General features: G+C 56.8%; 15 protein-coding genes. 10 read left to right on the plus strand and 5 right to left on the minus strand.

The annotated features are described in order from the left end of the window. The first annotated feature begins 27 nt into the window (after positions 1 to 27). The 3 genes from hfq to BLS30_RS17070 are packed head-to-tail and all read left to right on the plus strand — an operon-like array spanning position 28 to position 2999. The gene (gene hfq, locus BLS30_RS17060) at positions 28 to 282 is read left to right on the plus strand and encodes an RNA chaperone Hfq (protein ID WP_046478584.1); all 255 of its coding nucleotides are present in this window, start codon (positions 28 to 30) and stop codon (positions 280 to 282) included. A gap of 39 nt (positions 283 to 321) precedes the next feature. Next, positions 322 to 1722: a GTPase HflX gene (hflX, locus tag BLS30_RS17065; protein WP_082101151.1), complete on the plus strand. Its 1401-nt coding sequence runs from the start codon at positions 322 to 324 to the stop codon at positions 1720 to 1722. A gap of 38 nt (positions 1723 to 1760) precedes the next feature. After that, the gene (locus BLS30_RS17070) at positions 1761 to 2999 is read left to right on the plus strand and encodes an FAD-dependent oxidoreductase (protein WP_090230643.1); all 1239 of its coding nucleotides are present in this window, start codon (positions 1761 to 1763) and stop codon (positions 2997 to 2999) included. 15 nt (positions 3000 to 3014) lie between these two features. Here the strand turns inward: BLS30_RS17070 and mazG are convergent, their stop codons facing one another. Further along, the gene (gene mazG / locus BLS30_RS17075; protein WP_280140646.1) at positions 3015 to 3896 is read right to left on the minus strand and encodes a nucleoside triphosphate pyrophosphohydrolase; all 882 of its coding nucleotides are present in this window, start codon (positions 3894 to 3896) and stop codon (positions 3015 to 3017) included. 61 nt (positions 3897 to 3957) lie between these two features. Between mazG and BLS30_RS17080 the strand changes: the two genes are divergently transcribed. Continuing rightward, positions 3958 to 4737, plus strand: coding sequence for a hypothetical protein (locus BLS30_RS17080; RefSeq protein WP_244512516.1), 780 nt, complete (start codon positions 3958 to 3960; stop codon positions 4735 to 4737). Between the two features lie 54 nt (positions 4738 to 4791). Here BLS30_RS17080 and BLS30_RS17085 read toward each other — a convergent pair whose 3' ends face one another. Beyond that, entirely contained in the window at positions 4792 to 5493 is a 702-nt protein-coding gene (locus BLS30_RS17085; RefSeq protein ID WP_046478582.1) for a DUF6639 family protein, read from the minus strand. Between the two features lie 300 nt (positions 5494 to 5793). After that, positions 5794 to 7329 (minus strand): leucyl aminopeptidase, encoded by a 1536-nt coding sequence (locus BLS30_RS17090; RefSeq protein WP_090230645.1) that lies wholly within the window; start codon positions 7327 to 7329, stop codon positions 5794 to 5796. A 431-nt stretch (positions 7330 to 7760) separates the two neighbouring features. Here BLS30_RS17090 and lptF point away from each other — a divergent pair, with 431 nt between their 5' ends. From lptF to rsmA, 6 genes are all read left to right on the plus strand, one after another. Continuing rightward, entirely contained in the window at positions 7761 to 8993 is a 1233-nt protein-coding gene (lptF, locus tag BLS30_RS17095; RefSeq protein ID WP_046478580.1) for an LPS export ABC transporter permease LptF, read from the plus strand. 5 nt (positions 8994 to 8998) lie between these two features. After that, positions 8999 to 10096: an LPS export ABC transporter permease LptG gene (gene lptG, locus BLS30_RS17100; RefSeq protein WP_244464919.1), complete on the plus strand. Its 1098-nt coding sequence runs from the start codon at positions 8999 to 9001 to the stop codon at positions 10094 to 10096. 3 nt (positions 10097 to 10099) lie between these two features. Beyond that, positions 10100 to 12643, plus strand: a complete 2544-nt coding sequence (locus BLS30_RS17105; RefSeq protein WP_090230648.1) for an LPS-assembly protein LptD — start codon at positions 10100 to 10102, stop codon at positions 12641 to 12643. Between the two features lie 364 nt (positions 12644 to 13007). Further along, positions 13008 to 14150, plus strand: a complete 1143-nt coding sequence (locus tag BLS30_RS17110; RefSeq protein WP_160298716.1) for a SurA N-terminal domain-containing protein — start codon at positions 13008 to 13010, stop codon at positions 14148 to 14150. After that, a complete protein-coding gene (gene pdxA, locus BLS30_RS17115) occupies positions 14151 to 15248 on the plus strand; it encodes a 4-hydroxythreonine-4-phosphate dehydrogenase PdxA (RefSeq protein WP_342027558.1) in 1098 nt (365 codons plus the stop codon). 38 nt (positions 15249 to 15286) lie between these two features. Further along, positions 15287 to 16165 carry a 16S rRNA (adenine(1518)-N(6)/adenine(1519)-N(6))-dimethyltransferase RsmA gene (gene rsmA / locus BLS30_RS17120; RefSeq protein WP_090230652.1) on the plus strand — a complete coding sequence of 293 codons (879 nt, stop codon included), beginning with the start codon at positions 15287 to 15289 and terminating at the stop codon, positions 16163 to 16165. Between the two features lie 34 nt (positions 16166 to 16199). On the opposite strand, the gene gmk is transcribed toward rsmA, so the two are convergent. Further along, positions 16200 to 16874, minus strand: coding sequence for a guanylate kinase (gene gmk, locus BLS30_RS17125; RefSeq protein ID WP_046478575.1), 675 nt, complete (start codon positions 16872 to 16874; stop codon positions 16200 to 16202). Next, on the minus strand, positions 16867 to 17754 hold the full coding sequence (locus BLS30_RS17130; RefSeq protein WP_046478574.1) for a YicC/YloC family endoribonuclease: 888 nt from the start codon (positions 17752 to 17754) through the stop codon (positions 16867 to 16869). The genes gmk and BLS30_RS17130 overlap by 8 nt, the downstream gene beginning before the upstream one ends. Positions 17755 to 17887 lie beyond the last annotated feature (133 nt).

Raw genomic sequence — 17887 nt, forward strand, 5'->3', positions numbered from 1 at the left:
AGACGAGAAAAGGCGGAAAGAAAAACTATGCCGGCAGAGCGAGTCCAAAGCCTTCAGGACACATTCCTGAATTACGTACGTAAGAACAAAACTCCATTGACAATTTTCCTTATCAACGGCGTAAAGCTACAAGGCATCGTCACTTGGTTCGACAATTTTTGCGTGTTGTTGCGCCGCGATGGTCATTCCCAGCTTGTCTACAAACACGCTATTTCAACCATCATGCCGGGCCAGCCAGTACATTTGATGGATGTAGAATCCACTGAGACAACGACCGGGTAGGTCCCCATAGACGATCGCACATACAAGCCTGCCGACCCAATGGCGACGCCGCCAACGAAGGCGCCGCTGTTGCTGCGTAAAACAGGTTCGGATCGCCCGAGCGCCATCGTTCTTGTCCCCGTTCTGCCAACCCGCAGAACGGGGACGGACGTGTCTGTCCGCACGGACACATCACAAAACTCCGTACACTCACCGGAAGAACGTGCGACGGAAGCACGTGGGCTCGCTGAAGCCATTGATCTGGATGTCAGGGAAACCCTGATCGTCCCTGTCGCGACCCCACGCCCGGCTACGCTCTTCGGCTCGGGCAAGGTCGAAGAGCTTCGCGAACTGATCGCTGAATCGGAAATAACCCTCGCGGTCATCGATCATGCCATCAGTCCGGTTCAGCAGCGCAATCTCGAACGCGCTTGGAATATTAAAGTCCTCGACCGAACCGGCCTCATCCTCGAGATCTTCGGCGCTCGTGCGCGAACCCGAGAAGGCCGCCTTCAGGTCGAACTGGCGCATCTGTCCTACCAGAAGGGCCGGCTCGTTCGCGCATGGACCCACCTTGAACGCCAACGTGGTGGCGGTGGAGGCGGCGCGAGCTTTCTCGGCGGTCCAGGTGAAGCCCAGATCGAACTCGACCGGCGCATGCTGCAGACACGCATCGACGCCATCCGTCGAGAATTGAACCAAGTCGTCAAGACACGTGCCCTTCATCGGAAAGGCCGGCGCAAAGTTCCTTATCCGATTGTTGCGATCGTTGGTTATACGAACGCAGGCAAATCGACCCTTTTCAATCGGATCACCGGCGCATCCGTGTTGGCCAAGGATCAGGTCTTCGCGACGCTCGATCCGACAATGCGCGAAGTTCGGTTGGCAAGCGGACGGCAGATCATTTTGTCGGATACGGTCGGCTTCATTTCCGATCTACCTACAAGTCTCGTCGCCGCATTCCGCGCTACGCTGGAAGAAGTCATCGAAGCGGATCTCATCCTGCACGTGCGCGACATCAGCCACGCGGAAAGCGAACTTCAGCGTCAAGACGTAGAACGCGTTCTTGCCGATCTCGACATTGATCTCACGCCAACCGACCGGCCTATTCTTGAGGTCTGGAACAAGATCGATCTCCTACCATCTGATGTGCGCGGCGTAACGGAAGCAACGGCCCAGCGCCAGGAAAACCGACCTGCCCTTGTTTCCGCGCAAACTGGTGAAGGCATTGAGGATTTACTCGCCGCCATCGATACGCGCCTCGGGGCCGACGATACCTATCTGACACTCGTCGTGCCTGCCCGCGAAGGAAAACTGCTGAGCTGGCTGCATGACAACAGCGAGATCCTTGAACGCACCGTCGACGACAACGGTGAAACGACTCTACGTTTGAGGATTGCCGCAGAAAAGCGCGGCCGGCTCTTGGCGCAATTACAGCATTTGAGATTGCGCGTTCAGTAGGCGAACTGTCGTAAACCTGGAGCCAACAGAGGCATTCCATGGCCGATTCACGACAAGCCCATTGCTGTATTGTTGGTGGTGGTCCCGCCGGGATGGTCCTCGGGGTCGTGCTTGCGCGCGCTGGGCTCGACGTCATTGTGCTGGAAAAGCATAGCGACTTTCTCCGCGACTTCCGCGGAGACACAATTCATCCCTCGACACTGCAAGTGATCAAAGAACTTGGCTGGCTCGAAGAATTCCTGGCACTCCCTCATCAAAAGGTATCCGAGATCGGAGCGGACTACGCCGACCAATTTTTGCCCGTCGCTGATTTTTCAAAGCTCCCCGTTGCCTGCCCTTATATCGCTCTCATGCCGCAATGGGATTTTCTGAATTTCCTCGCTGAGAAGGGGCATCGCTATCCTGGCTTCGAACTTCATATGCAAACGGAAGCGATAAGTCTCATTCGCGAGGGAGATAATATCGTAGGCGTGCGAGCACGCACTCCTAACGGGGACCAAACGTTCCATGCCGATCTGGTGATCGCCGCGGATGGACGCGGCTCCCTTCTTCGCGAAAGCGCAGGATTGAACGTTCGAGACCTTGGCGCTCCCATAGACGTTCTATGGTTTCGCGTTCCCCGTCACACGAGTGATCCTTCCCAGACTATGGCGAAGTTTGATCCCCCCCACATGGCCGTACTGCTCGACCGCGGAGACTATTGGCAATGCGCATATATCATCGCGAAGGGCAGCTTCGACGAACTCAAAAGCAAAGGACTGCACGAGTTCCACGCGAGCTTACGCGAGCTCTTACCCTTTGCAGCTGACCGAATCGACGGACTTGCCGACTGGAACGATGTGAAGCTTCTCAATGTGCGCCTCGATCGCCTCGAAACCTGGTGGACGAAAGGGCTGCTCTGCATAGGAGACGCGGCTCACGCGATGTCGCCCATTGGTGGCGTGGGGATCAACCTCGCGGTCCAGGACGCAGTGGCTACGGCAAACATTCTGTTCGATCGGCTTAGCCGGCGGAACGTCCACAGCGAGAATTTGGCTGCGGTCCAAAAGCGTCGCATGTGGCCGACGAGGGTAACTCAAACCCTACAAGCCGCTGCTCATAACAGGCTCCTGACGCCGTTGCTTGCAGGTGAACTATCCGAATATCCGCCGCTCCCTCTGCGGCTCATTTCCTCAACACCGCTTCTGCGGCGTCTAGCAGGCCGTCTCATCGGATTGGGTGTCCGTCCTGAACACATAAGCGCTGAAGTGCTCAAGCCCAGAGGAGCGCTGGCCTAACCTCAGCCTCATCTCTCATCCAGTAGTCGGTTTGCGCTCCTGGTCCTTAGCCTCATCCCAAAGTGCATCCATCTCGATGAGATCACTACTGGATGGGCTCTTCCCGCGCTCCGCTAGTCTCTGTTCGATATACCTAAACCGTCGGCTGAATTTCTCGTTCGCTGCGCGAAGCGCATCCTCCGGATCGACATTCAAATGCCGCGCGACATTCGCCATGACAAAAAGCAAGTCCCCGAATTCTTCGCGAACACGTTCGGGCAATTGCTCTTGTGAAGCTTCTCCCTCCCCTCGAGGATCGTGTGGCAACGCCACTTCCTCGAGCTCAGCGAGTTCCTCACGCATCTTATCGAACACCGGCTTAAGGCTCGGCCAGTCAAAGCCCACCTTCGCAGCTTTGCTCTGCAACTTCACCGCACGCAGAAGAGCCGGTAGCGGCAAGGGAACATCGGCCAAAAGACCACCCGTCTCGCCATTAGCGTCATCTCCCTTTGCTGCGGCCTTCTCCGCCTTCTCTGCAGCCTTGATCCGATCCCATGCACCCTTCTGCAGGCCCACGGCTCGCTCGGCAGGAGTTCCGAACACATGGGGATGTCGCCGCAGCATCTTGCGAGTGATGCCGTCCGTCACATCATGAAAATCAAATGCACCAGCTTCCTCAGCCATACGCGCGTGATAGACAACCTGAAGCAAGAGGTCGCCGAGTTCTTCCCTGAGGTCTACGAGGTCTCCTCGTTCGATCGCATCCGCAACCTCGTACGCTTCTTCAAGCGTGTAGGGAGCAATCGAAGCAAAGTCCTGCTCGAGATCCCAAGCACATCCCGTTACGGGTGTCCGCAACGCCGCCATCACCACGAGCAGATCTCCGATCGTCTTCTTTCCGGCCTCGTCGTTATTCACAACAGCTCCCACGAAGTTAGTCTAAGAACACCTTGTGGATGTGCGGCTGGGTGTCAGCAGCATGTTCGGGCACAAGTCGGAAAACCTGCGCTATGAGGCCGGTATGATCGTCCTGAGGTTCATCGTCAACGTCGCTATACTGGCCTTCGAAATCGCCTTGGTCGCTGCGGCCGCTTGGCTGGGCTTGCATCATCCGCTTACTTTTGCCGCCCTTACGGCCGGTCTGACACTCGCCTTTGGCTTAGTGCTGGAACATGCACGCCTGAGACACGAGTTACCGTTCTATTTTGGCAAAGGATTTTCTGGCCACGCTCTGTTCGCGCGACTGATGGCTTTTATCGATGCCATTGTGAAAGCATTGTTGGCAGGACTAATGGCGCTGATTACGTTTTCCGGAACGGATCCGGAACGCCTCTTCTGGGTCGCGATCTTTTTTGGCGTTTCCATCTTTGCTGGATCGAGTCTATTGCGACGCCTGTCGATCTCGCTCAATGCACAACCTTCCCGCTGGGGTTATTTCCGTTTGGCAGCCCCTCTCGGGCTCCTCTTCTCGTTTGCCCTCTCCTTCCTTCCCACTAAGAGCTTTGCCGATATCGGCATGACGATCGTATTCGACCTTCCCGCCAAACCGAGCATCTCTCAAGCCAGCGAGGTTCTCTTCGTCCTCAAGCAGAAGTTCGATGCCATGATCGTGCTGGCACTCTCAGGCTTCATGAGCCCCGAAGCTGCGCAACTTGCTGGAACGCTCGTCAGCGTGAATGTCCTGAGCGGCTTCGTCATCGCGATCTACGCTGTCCTCATCGCCGAGGCCGTTCGTTGGCTTGAAGAGGCCTCGCCCTGAAGAAACAACCTCACGCTCTCATCGAGAGCTGAATTGGTTATCACAGTGGCACAATCATTCGAGTTCCTGTGAAAACACAACACGCCCTGCAACTATCTTGCTGAGCATCTCGCAAGACTGCCCATGTCGAAAGAGATGTCGGTGCGCGTTTGCTCCGAAGCGCAATGGCGCCATCGCTAGGTAGATGTCGTTGAACATCTCAACATCAAGCGATGTAGGCCTTTGAAAGGTCGACAGGAACAGATCACGAGTCTTTGTTGGCATCGAGTTTATCTGGACCGCATAGGCCACATACTCATGCGCTGCGATCGGAAGATTCCGATGCCCGATGTGCTCGCGAAAAACCGCATGCGCAACTTCGTGAACAACAAGGCTGTCGTATACATCGCGGAGAGGAAGCCGGCGATATGCAGAGCCAGGTAGAAGGATTGTCCGCATCGCCTCAAACGTCGAAATCTGGATGCGCCATCGTTTGGCATCGAACAGGGCGATAACCGGCAACCCAAACGGCTGAATGACCTCACTTAAGATCTCGACACGAAGCTTGCGCTTCTGCGGCAGTCCGCAATATTCGAAAAATGCGTTCGCACGCTTGGCAGACGCACATACCGCCCTACCCTCAACGTCAGAACTGCCAGAGACCTCAATCGGAATCCCTGGACAGTCGAGGGCGAGCGCACGCACGCCAAGCGCATGAGCCACGCTCGCAAGCAGAAGAACCGTAAAGCCCAGGACATAACGCCGATTTCGTGCCACGTGCGAGCCTCCCGTATCAGCTCGTCTTCGTGACACTTAGCCGCCGGCGGGCCACTTCCCTATGATCTCGCTCAAGATAAAGCGCAGAAAGGTTAATCCACGTTCCGGACAATCTCCGGCCATCGAGGCGAGAAATCCCCTTACGCACGAAAAACCGCTATTGTCGAGCAACCTCGAAACTCATTCGCATAATATATATTATGGAAAATGGTGAAATATGAACGCAGCTTAACAGTGCGTTAAAAAAGTTGCTGGCGGACGGTGAAACCCCTCCCGCCAGCGAACGATCAGATTGAGGCCTTAGCCCTCATGCTCATTGGCGACAAACCGATCGAGCAGACGCACACCCCAACCGGATGCCCAGCTCTGGTTGATCGCATTGCGCGAAGAATCCATCGCCGTGCCCGCGAGGTCGATGTGCGCCCAAGGCGTGTCCTTGTCTTTGACAAAGCGCTGAATGAACTGTGCTGCGGTGCACGCCCCCGCCCAGCGACCGCCCAGGTTCTTCACATCCGCGTTTTTAGAGTCGATGAGCTTGTCGTAAGCCTTATCCAAGGGCATCCGCCAGATCTTCTCACCCGTCTCCTTGGACGCTTTGAGCAGGTTGTCCGCCAACGCATCATTGTTGGAATAGAGCCCCGCATATTCCTTACCCAGCGCGATCATGATGGCGCCAGTCAGCGTTGCAAGATCAATCAAGAGCTTTGGCTTGAAGCGCTCCTGCGCATACCAGAGGACATCAGCCAGCACGAGCCGGCCTTCGGCGTCCGTGTTCAACACCTCGATGGTCTGACCGGACATCGAGCGCACGATGTCGCCCGGACGCTGAGCGGTGCCCGACGGCATATTCTCCACGCAGCCGATAATACCGACGGCGTTCACCTTGGCTTTGCGCGCACCCAAGGCGTACATCAGGCCAACGACGCAAGCCGCACCGCCCATGTCGCCCTTCATGTCTTCCATGCCCTGAGCGGGTTTGATGGAGATACCGCCCGTATCGAAGACAACGCCCTTTCCGATGAACGCCACGGGCGGAGCATCCTTCTTGCCGCCCTGCCAACGCATCACGACAACCCGAGCCGGCCGCTCGCTGCCCTGAGCGACGCCGAGCAACGCGCCCATTTTCAGCTTTTTGAGATCGTCAACGTCGAGCACTTCGACTTTAACGCCCACATCCTCAAGAGCCTGCGCGCGATCGGCAAACTCAACCGGGCCAAGCTCATTGGCTGGTTCATTGACGAGATCCCGCGCGAGATGCACACCCTCCGCAATTCCCTTTAGGCGAGCAAATGTCTTCTCCGCCTTCTTGGGCTCAGCACAATGAATGACGAGTTTTTCCAACCCGTTGGCCTGAGCGTCCTCGCCCTCGTCTTCCTTCGTTGCTTTGGACTGATATTTGCGGAAGTTGTAGTGGCGCAACTGAGCACCGAATGCGAGGTTCGCAGCCAAATCGACGGCGCTGGGCTCATCGGCGTCGAGTTGTGCAACGATGCTTGCTGACTTGGCTTTACGCGACAGGATCTGCCCAGCTGCAGTTCCCCCCAGTAGCACCCAGTCATCTTCACGGGCATCGGCCGGATCACCAACACCGAGCAAAATGACCCGCGTCTCTTTAAGTCCGTGAGGCGCAAGCACTTCCACCGTCGTTTTGGCTTTTCCTGAGAAAGCTGCCGCCTTAGCCGCTTTTTCCAGACCGCCAGATGCGTCTTCGTTTGCCTCACGTCCGACCTCTGAGAAAACAAGATCACGGGCGACCAGGAAGCAGGTGACGTTCTCGCGGTCGGCTTTCAAGGGCGCAAACGTAATCTCGAACGCGGGTGCCTTTTTGGCGGGCATTAGCTGGCTCCATTCAGGGTTTGACGAATTTGCAGCTTCAGAAGAAGACGCTGGGGCTTGCGGTCCGGATACATGGTCACTTACGCGAGATCCGTATTGGGCCGGTGAGGCGTGCGCCACGCCAAGCGTCGATTGGGCTCCGAAGGGATTAGAATAGCCGCAGATTAGTCACCCGCACGGCTCGATCAAGCCGCTAGCCGCCCGCCAAGTGATATTAACCTAGATTCTCAGCAATTTTGGCCGCTTTCCGGCTGAAATAAGCCCGGCGAGGACACTTATGAGCACACATTCAACAGCGCACGGACCACCAGCCGAATTTCCGCCACCGTGCTATGAGAGCGAACCAGCTTCCCGTTGATAGCATAGAGTCTCTCATAAGCAGGATCACGGAACTGCTCTACCCTGACGCCACAGCTAAAGCCAAAACATAGATGTCAATCATCTCCAAATACGTATTTCGGCAAGCTGCGGGCGCGTTGCTGCTGATTCTGCTGTCGTTGGGCGGCATCGTCTGGATCGCATTGGCGCTCAAGCAGTTGAACGTCGTCACCTCGCAAGGCCAGGACGGCTGGTTATTGCTGAAAATGACGACGCTGGCCTTGCCCAACCTGCTGGCAATCATCGCACCGTTCGCGATGCTGATCGCTGTCATGCACACACTGAACCGGCTGAACGGCGACAGTGAGTTGATCGTGCTGACGGCCTCCGGCGCTACTGTGTGGACAACTGCGAGGCCCCTCATCGCTCTCGCGTTGCTAGTTACGATGGCGGTCGGGTTCGTCAATCACATCGGCATGCCGTGGAGCCTCCGGCTGCTGCGTGAATACATCATCCAGGTCCGCACCGATCTGCTAACACAAGTTATTCAACCTGGACGCTTTTCTACCGCCGAAAAAGGCCTGACGTTCCATATCCGCGAACGCACCCCGAACGGCGATTTGCGTGGCCTGATCATCAACGATACGCGCGACAAGAAGCTATCTCAGGCATATCTCGCCGAAGTCGGTCAGATCGTGAAACAGGAGTCGGGTGCGTTCCTCGTCATGACGGACGGCCACATTCTGCGACGGGCTGAAGATAGCGACGCAGCTCAGATCATCGAATTTCAAAAATACGCCATCAATCTCGCTGCGCTCGACGAGAACGAGCCTTCTCACGTCGATTATAAGCCGCGCGAGCGCTATCTGGACGAGCTTCTCAATCCAGCGCCCGACGATAAAACCTACCACGCCCAACCAGGGCTCTTCCGCGCAGAGTTGCACGAGCGCTTCGCGAACCCGCTATATCCCATCGCCTTCGTACTCATAGCCTTGGCTGCCGTAGGTCAGGCGAAATCAACACGACAGAACCGCACTGAGGGCGTAATCCTAGGTTTTGTTGCTGCCACCGGCGTCCGTATGGGCGGCCTCGCGGTCAACAATCTCGTAGCGCTAAATCCCGTCTTCATCCCGCTGCTCTACGCACTTCCAATCCTCGCTTGTATTGCCGCGCTCGCTCTTGTCGTGCACAACGCCCGCCCACGCGCTGGACCTTCTCGCCTGGAGAGCCTACGAGACGTGGTGACCACCGCTATTGGCACTGTCATCACGAGCTTGCTGGGCCGCCTCCGCTTGGCACGACCGCAGCCGGCAGGCCCAGGCCCCGCAACATCTAGGAGCCGTTGATCATCGTGGGGATCGGAACCGCCACACTAAACTGGTACGTCGGACGCTGGTTCCTGACGACCATCCTCGGCACCTTTTTGTTGTGTAGCGCACTCATCTTCATGATCGACTTTGTCGAGTTGCTTCGCCAAGCGGGAAAATACGGCAGCGTTCCCGCTTGGCTGTTGGCATGGATGGCGCTTCTCCGATTACCGGCGTACACCGAGTTCCTATTACCGTTTGCAATCATGACGGGATCCATCGCCGCCCTCCTGCAACTGAGCCGCAAAAGCGAACTCGCTGTGATGCGCGCCGGCGGCATGTCGGTCTGGCAATTCCTGCTGCCTGGTTTCATCGTGGCTGTCACGTTGGGCGTCTTTGCAACGACCCTCTACAATCCGTTGGCAGCCGCAGCGCGCGAAAAGGCGGAAGCGATTTTCGCGGACGCTTTTGGAAGAGACGTCAATCTCTTAAGAGCCAAATCGGGTGAATCATGGCTTCGTCAGAACGGCATTGACGGACAATCCGTGATCAATGCCGTCCGGGCCTCAAATCAGGGGCTTACGCTGACCGGCGTCATCGTGTTCGTCTACGACAATGATGGCGGCTTCGTCGAACGCATCGATGCAGCCCGCGCTGATCTCAAAGAAGGGTACTGGGAGCTTCGCGATGCGTGGGTCTCCGGCGTCGGGAGAGAGCCGCAAAAATACGATTTCTACATGGTGTCCACATACCTTACACCGGATCGCGTTCAGGACGCTCTCGGAACGGCTATTTCCGTCTCCTTCTGGGAGCTCCCTGGCCTCATCGAAGTCGCTGAAAAAGCAAAACTTTCAGCCACAACCCTGCGCATTCAGTACGAACTCCTCCTGTCAAGGCCACTCTTGTGCTTTGCGATGGTGCTTTTGGCGGCGACTGTGTCGTTGCGGTCATTCCGATCAGGCGGCATCCAGACTATGGTCGTCACCGGAATGGTAGGGGGATTGGGTTTCTTCTTGCTTGCTGAAGTTTCACGACAAATCGGCGCCGCGGGGTTAGTGCCGCCTTGGGCGGCAGTTTGGTTGCCGGTTGTTTTGGTGATCTTGGTTTCGTTGACGGTGCTCTTGCACCAGGAGGACGGCTGAGTGATGCGTCGAGCGCGGAAACCGCAAAGCGTTTGCGGCAGGGGGCGCGCAGAGAAGGCAGACCGGCGGCTTTTCCGCGGTCCTGCTCGCTCGGCGATTCCCTCGGCATTCGTTGCGCCCATCCGTAACCGACTATCGGCATGTGCTGTGGCTCTAGCGGCCGCGACGGCGTTCGCTTGCCTGTCGTTCAGCCACGAAGCCGCCGCTCAGAGCGATGGCTTCAAGAAACACGCGGCACCGGCACCGACGTTCGGTAATTCATCCAGCCTCATGCCATCGACCAAAATTGATCGCTCCCAGCCTTTGTATCTCCAGGGCGACCAGTTGGTTTATGACAATTCGGGCAACACGGTCATCGCCCGCGGCAACGTCGAGATCTACTATAACAACTACATCTTAACGGCCGACGAAGTTGCCTACGATCAGAGCGCAAACACGCTAACAGCGGTTGGCAATGTTGTGCTCAAAGAACCTAATGGCAACATAATCCGTGCCGACCGCTACACGCTAACCGATGATTTCCGCGATGGCTTTGTGCAGTCGCTCAGCGTCGTCGCAAAAGACGACACGCGCATCGCTGCTGCACGCGCGACGCGCCGCGAAGGCAACATCACAGAATTCAACGAAGCCAAATTCACGCCGTGCCGGACAGACGGAGGATCGCCGCCGCTTTGGTGTATCTCCGCCCAAACGATCATTCATGATCAGCAAGCGGCAACCATCACATACCAGGATGCTCAGTTTGAGATCTTTGGCCAACCGATCTTCTATCTGCCCTACTTCCAGCACGCAGATCCATCGGTAAAGCGCCGCTCAGGCTTCCTGATGCCAACTTACGGAACTTCTTCCGACCTGGGCTTCATGACCTCGGTTCCGTACTATTTCGCCCTGGCACCGAACTACGATTTCACATTCCATCCTCGGTACATGACCAAGCAGGGTGTGCTCTGGCAGGGTGATTTCCGCCATCGGTTGGCGAACGGTCAGTACAATATCAAGTTCGCAGCGATCGATCAGAACTGCGGCGATCTTCCCGACTCGATCCGCGCCGACCGGGGCAGGTGCGAAGATCTCGATGGATTCCGCGGCAGTCTCGAAACAAAAGGCCTGTTCTCGCTATCAAGCTGGTGGCGCGGCGGCTGGGATATCACTCTGGAAAGCGACGACTCCTTCCGGCGCTTCTATCAACTCGACAGCATCCTGCTGACCGATCGCGTGAACCGCGTGTTCATGGAAGGTCAGTCAGACCGCAACTATTTCGGTGTGAACTTGTACCACTTCGGTGGCTTGACCTTTGAGGACACGCCTCAGTCGGAAAGCCGCGTTCACCCGATCATCGACCACAACTATGTCTTCGCCGACCCGATCCTTGGCGGTGAACTCAAAGTCGATAGCAACTTCCTCAGCTTCTCGCGCGGCGACTATCATGTCGACGGCACAAGCTCGCAGGACATGACGCGTGCCATTTCGGAAGTGACATGGCGTCGTAAGCTAATCGACAACCTCGGCATCACCTACACGCCATTCGCCAACCTGCGCGGCGATCTCTACCAGATCAACAACTACATTGATCCGATAACTGGTGAGGCGGTAGCCGATGAATCAATCGCGCGCGGCGTTGCCGCTGCGGGCGCCACCGTGTCGTACCCCTGGATCGCCAGCGGTTTCAACGCAACCCACACCGTCGAGCCGATCGGTCAGATCATCGCGCGCACAGCCAGCGTGCCGCAGCGCGAGTTGCCTGATGAAGATGCCAAGAGCTTGGTGTTCGACGACACCACCCTATTCCTCTTCGACAAGTTCTCCGGCTATGACCGTGTCGAAACCGGTACGCGCGCCAACGTCGGCGTCCAGTATACGTTCCAGGCTAATACTGGGGGATATGCTCGGCTTCTCGCAGGTCAAAGCTTTCAACTCGCAGGCGACAACCCCTTCGCCAACCCTGGATACGTCGATCCAAACGCACCGCCTAGCGAGCGCAACCCCGTGTTCAATCCGAATAGCGGCCTTGAGACCCGCGAGTCGGATTATGTGGTCGGGCTATACTTGGCACCAACGGATGCGTTCCGTTTGATCTCTCAAAGCCGCTTTGACGACAATAACTTAGCGTTACGTCGTCAGGACGCTGCGCTTCTTGCCAGGTTTGGGCCGTTCTTTGGCGACGCCACCTACACATATGCGCCGGACACAGCCAACCTTAGTAACTATCCTCTTAGCGGCGGCTACAGCGACGACGACCAGCAAGACATTTCTGGCTCGCTGGGTGTGCAACTTACGGAAAATTGGAGCGTTCGCGGGCGCATTCGCTATGACATTGATGATGATTTCGTGCTGAGCGACGCAATTCAGCTGCGCTATGCCGACGAGTGCTTCGTACTGACCGCAACCTACGCCGAAAACTTCTACAACGATCCTCTGCGCGACATCGACACCGATCGCACACTATTCCTGCGCTTCGAACTCAAGCATCTTGGCGACTTCCAGTATAAGACCGACGCGCTCGACTACGTCATGGGCGATCAGCAGCCGCCGCATTCGCCGCAATAACGGTTGCATCTCGTATGCGTCGGCAGCACCTTAGCTTGCATAAGCTCTCATGAGCTTGGGGTTTGCGTCCCGGGCTATGATGGCGGGGAAACTCAGGCACAGCTCCACAGCTGACTGATGGCAACCCTTGGCCGTTCAAGCGCATAATGCTATTTTGCTGCAGATCTTTCGCCATGCCCTCGCCGAGGTTGATGGTTAGTCTTCAACAATCTGCGGGATGACAGCCAACGGACAGAATAGGGCTGCGCCCTTACTTCGAGAGCTTAAAACAAGGCCAATTGCGATGCCCCGATCCCGTCTCTTCTGCCCGCGCTTAGTCCGCTCGGCTCTTTGCAGCGTGATCGCCCTCGGAAGCTGGGCTGCCTTGACCTCCACAGTCAGCGCCGATCCCGCCGCTTTGGCGCGCGCATCTGGCGCCATGGCCAAGGCTCACGGAGCTGCGCTGGTACACGTCACCGCTAGTCGCACACAAGGCATCGCCGTTCTGGTCAACGACGAACCTATTACGAATTACGAAATCGAATTGCGCCAAAAGCTTCTGGCCATGAATGTCGGCGGCCTACAAGAACGCGCGCAAGCAAATTTCAAAAAACTTGTCAAAGCTGAGAGCACGAACACGAAGCTCAAGGCTATCCTGGACACCACGATCAAAGCAAATCAGGGCAAGTCTCGCGAAGAGATCCTGGCCATCTTCGAACAGAAGAAAAAGGACTTTGCCAAAGGTTTACAAGAACAGGCCGTCTCTAGCGCGCGTGCAAGCGTTCTGCCTGGGCTACGCAAAAAAGCCCTCGAAGAATTGATCGAGGAACGTCTAAAGCTCCAAGAAGCCAAACGGCTCAATGTTCTGGCTGAAGATGACGAGGTCAATAAAATCATCGCCGGCTTGGCTGAACGCAATAAAATGAATGAAAAGCAATTCGAGGCCCATATGAAGAAAATGGGTACCGATGTTTATACGATGCGCACGAGATTTCAGGCCATGATGTCCTGGCAAAACGTCGTGCGCCGCCAGTTTGGACATCAGATCGCAATTACGGACCGCGACCTGGACCGCGCCGTTTCCCAGGTTCAGGCTGAAGACCAGACCGAACTGAACCTTCAACGCATTGTGCTCATCGTGCCGGACAAGGTCGATCAAGCCGTCGTGGCACGGCGTCTGCGTGAAGCCAGCGCGCTACGCCAGAATTTCAAAGGCTGCTCCATGACGGGAACGCTCGCAAAATCCGAAGGCGCGACACGTTTCGATAATATTGGCCCACGGGCCGCTTCAACCATCGCTGAACCGACGCGGACGCTGCTACTCAATGCGAGTGATGGGGAAATGCTCCCCGCCACAGTTGGGTCGGAAGGGATCGAGCTTTGGGTGCTATGCGGCCGCAAGGTAGTGGAAGCAAAGGAAACCCAGCGCGACGAAGCTGTAAAAGAATTGCGGCAGCAGGAATTCAACGTGCTCGCTGAGCGTCACCTGAAGGACCTGCGTCAGGACGCGCACATCGAGTATCGCTAGGTGATCAACGCACCGTCGCAAACAAATCATAGTGGACCCGCATCACCGGCTCCTCCCGTACTCACGATGGGAGATCCTGCCGGGATAGGCCCGGAGATCACATTGCTCGCTTATGAGCAACGATCCAAGCACGCTTTACCTCCATTCGCGATCTATGCGGATCCCGCCATGCTTGAGGCCCGTGCGAGAGACATCGGGCTCATCACAAAATGCATAACGGTTGCAGATCCTGGTGAGGCAACGGACAGCTTTGAACGCGGCTTGCCAGTCATTCCAATAAGTCTCGCAAAACCAGCTGCACCCGGCGACCCTGATCCTGAAAACGCTCAAGCCGTCATCACATCTATCGAGGCAGCGACCGCCGCTGTCTTTGCCGGTTCCGCGGCCGCGGTCGTAACCAATCCGATCGCAAAATCCGTGCTGTATGCCTCAGGTTTCAGCTATCCGGGCCACACCGAATTTCTCGCTTATCTCGCCGACTGCGCGAAACCCGGAAGCAAAACACATCCTGTCATGATGCTAGCTTGTGATGAGTTGCGCGTCGTACCAGTTACCATTCATATTCCGCTGTCGAACGTCCCTCAGGCATTGACCCAGGAACTCATTGTCGAAACGGTCAGGATCACAGCGGAAGCCCTGGAACGCTACTTTGAGATAGATTCACCCCGCATCCGTCTTGCCGGTCTCAATCCACACGCCGGAGAATCCGGAAGCATCGGCACAGAAGAACAATCGACAATTAAGCCTGCCATCCACACCCTACGCGCACTGGGCATCAACGTGACTGGTCCAGCCCCCGCCGACACAATGTTTCACGAAGCAGCTCGGAAGACCTATGATGTTGCCGTCGCGATGTATCACGACCAAGCCTTGATCCCCATCAAAACGTTGGCCTTCGATCGCGGCGTCAACGTAACGCTTGGCCTACCCTTCATCCGCACATCTCCCGACCACGGAACCGCATTCGATATCGCCGGCCAAGGCCGCGCTTCACCCGAAAGCCTGATAGCAGCAATCCACATGGCGACCACAATGAAGTCCGCTGAAAACGCGTTCTTGGCTCAGCGTTCGCTTGAAGCCGCGGGACCTCACCGGTGAGCGAAAAATCCGCAAGAGCATCATCCCCACGCACATCAATGAACGCAGCGGCCCAAAGCGATAACCTGCCACCGCTGCGCGATGTCATCGAAAAACACGGCCTCATCGCAAAGAAAAGTCTGGGTCAGAACTTCATTCTGGACCTGAACTTGACGCGGAGAATTGCCCGCGCCGCCGCCCCGCTTGAAAATTGTACCGTCGTGGAGGTCGGCCCCGGTCCGGGCGGATTGACCCGCGGCCTCCTGATGGAAGGAGCCCACCGCGTCGTCGCCGTTGAGCGTGACCATCGCTGCCTCGCAGCCCTTGCCGAAATCGCCGACAGATATCCCGGCCGTCTTGCCGTGCATGAGGGGGATGCGCTCAAAGTCAACTGGCAAAAACTTCTTGAAGACACTAATACTGACGAGACAATCATCGTTGCCAATCTTCCCTACGGAGTAGCAACTGCGCTTCTAACGAACTGGCTCGAAGCAGAACCTTGGCCACCTTGGTACAAGCGCATGGCCTTGATGTTTCAGAAAGAGGTCGCGGAGCGCATCGTTGCAGAACCGGGCACCAAGGCCTATGGCCGCCTTGCCGTCATTGCGCAATGGCGTACGCGCCCCCGTATCGTACTCAACCTCAAGCCGGAAGCCTTCACCCCGCCTCCCAAGGTGTCATCATCAGTCGTCTTCTTCGAACCTCGGCAGAACCCCACTCCCTCCTGCTCCCCACAAACGCTGGCCCGCGTCACAGCCGCAGCCTTCGGACAACGCCGTAAGATGTTACGTCAAAGCCTGAAGACACTGACACCCATGCCGGAGTTGCTCCTGCACAAGACCGGAATATCGCCCGAACTACGCGCTGAAGCATTGACCGTCGCACAATTTGCCGAGCTCGCGGCGGCCTTTGATGCCGGCGCGGGCCCCCCGCGCTGACACGCCTCGCACGCGCCGTCTAAACCGCATCTATTCACACGGCTTTGCCAAGATCCTTGTGCAGCTTCGCTACAAAATCAGGAAGCCCCTTCAAGCGCTGCCGGCGTGCACGCTCGGCTAATAGAATCGCACGCAGTTCTGCGAGGCTTTCCTCAACGTCGAAATTAACGATCACATAGTCGTATTCATCCCAGTGACTGATCTCATCAGCCGCCTGAGCCATGCGCTGGGCCACAACGCTAGCACTATCCTGATTGCGTCGCTCCAAACGCTCCGCAAGCGCAGCTGCCGTCGGTGGCAGGACAAACACGCGCACAACATCCTCGGCGATTTTTTCCGCGAGCTGGCGCGCACCCTGCCAATCGATGTCAAAGAGAACATCGTGCCCCGTTCGCAGCATGGCCTCGACGCTATCACGAGGCGTGCCGTAGAGATTGCCGAACACCTGAGCCCATTCGAGCAGCCGGCCGCCCTCGCGCATCTCCGTGAACGTGCTCTCGCTGACAAACCAATAGTCTTGTCCGTCAACCTCGCCAGGCCGAGGAGGCCGCGTCGTCACTGAAATCGACATCGAAAGCTGCGAGCCTTCGACGTCAAGCAGCCGTCGCGAAAGCGTTGTCTTGCCGGCGCCTGAGGGTGAGGACAACACCAACAGCAGGCCACGCCGTCCAAGTGATGCGTCTCCGGTTTGCGCAGGTCCCTCACTCAATGTTTTGCACCTGCTCGCGCATCTGATCGACGAGCACTTTCAAGGCAAGCCCTGCTTGAGTGATGCCTTCGTCGTTTGATTTCGAACACAACGTGTTGGCTTCCCGATTGAATTCCTGAGCCAGGAAATCCAGCTTACGACCAATGACACCGCCACTTCGCAAAAGATCTCGCGCAGCCGCCACATGCGAGCGCAAGCGCTTCAGCTCCTCTTCTACATCCGACCGCGTCGCCAGAATAACCGCTTCCTGATGCAATCGCACTGGATCTAATGCTTGCCCCGTCTCGACAAGACGCGCGACCAGTTCCGTAAGTCGCTGCTTGACCACGTCCACCTTTCGCGACGGTGAACGCTCAACTTGATCGACAAGCGCTTCGATCTCATCGAGCTGCTGAGAAATAACTTGAGCAAGACGAGCCCCCTCGTCTCCGCGAGCTTGCGCCACTTGCGTCAAAGCCTCACCCAGCGTCGCAAACACTGCCGCTGTGCGGGCCGCAACCTCTTCTTCATCAACTGCGACCTCGCCGACCTCAAGAACACCTTTTATGCTCATAAGGTTAGCCACATCAGGCATGTCACCGCCGACCAATTCCTGCATGCGCCGGGAGGCCCTGATAACCTGCGCCGCGACTTCTTCATTGAGCCTCACCTCAATGTCACTAGTCGGTCGCTGCATCGTTAGTGTTGCCGACACGTTGCCCCTGGTGAGAAGTTTAGAGATCGCTTCCCTAACCTTAGGCTCAAGCACTTCCAGCCCCGGCGCCAGACGAATACGCAAATCGAGCCCACGGCCGTTAACACTGCGTACTTCCCAGAACCAGGAAGAGTTGCCGTTACTGCCATCGGCCCGGGCGAACCCGGTCATACTGTTCAGGGTCATGAGAAATTAGAGCCTGGTTATTGAGGATTGACGATCAAGACAGGCACCGCCCTAAAAAACGGCTAAACCCGGCGGGAACTTATCCCCTTCCAACCGCTGCAACAAGCTCACGCCCCGCCGTACAAAAACTTTT

Origin of the sequence: Filomicrobium insigne (assembly GCF_900104305.1) — a bacterium.
GTDB lineage: Bacteria > Pseudomonadota > Alphaproteobacteria > Rhizobiales > Hyphomicrobiaceae > Filomicrobium > Filomicrobium insigne.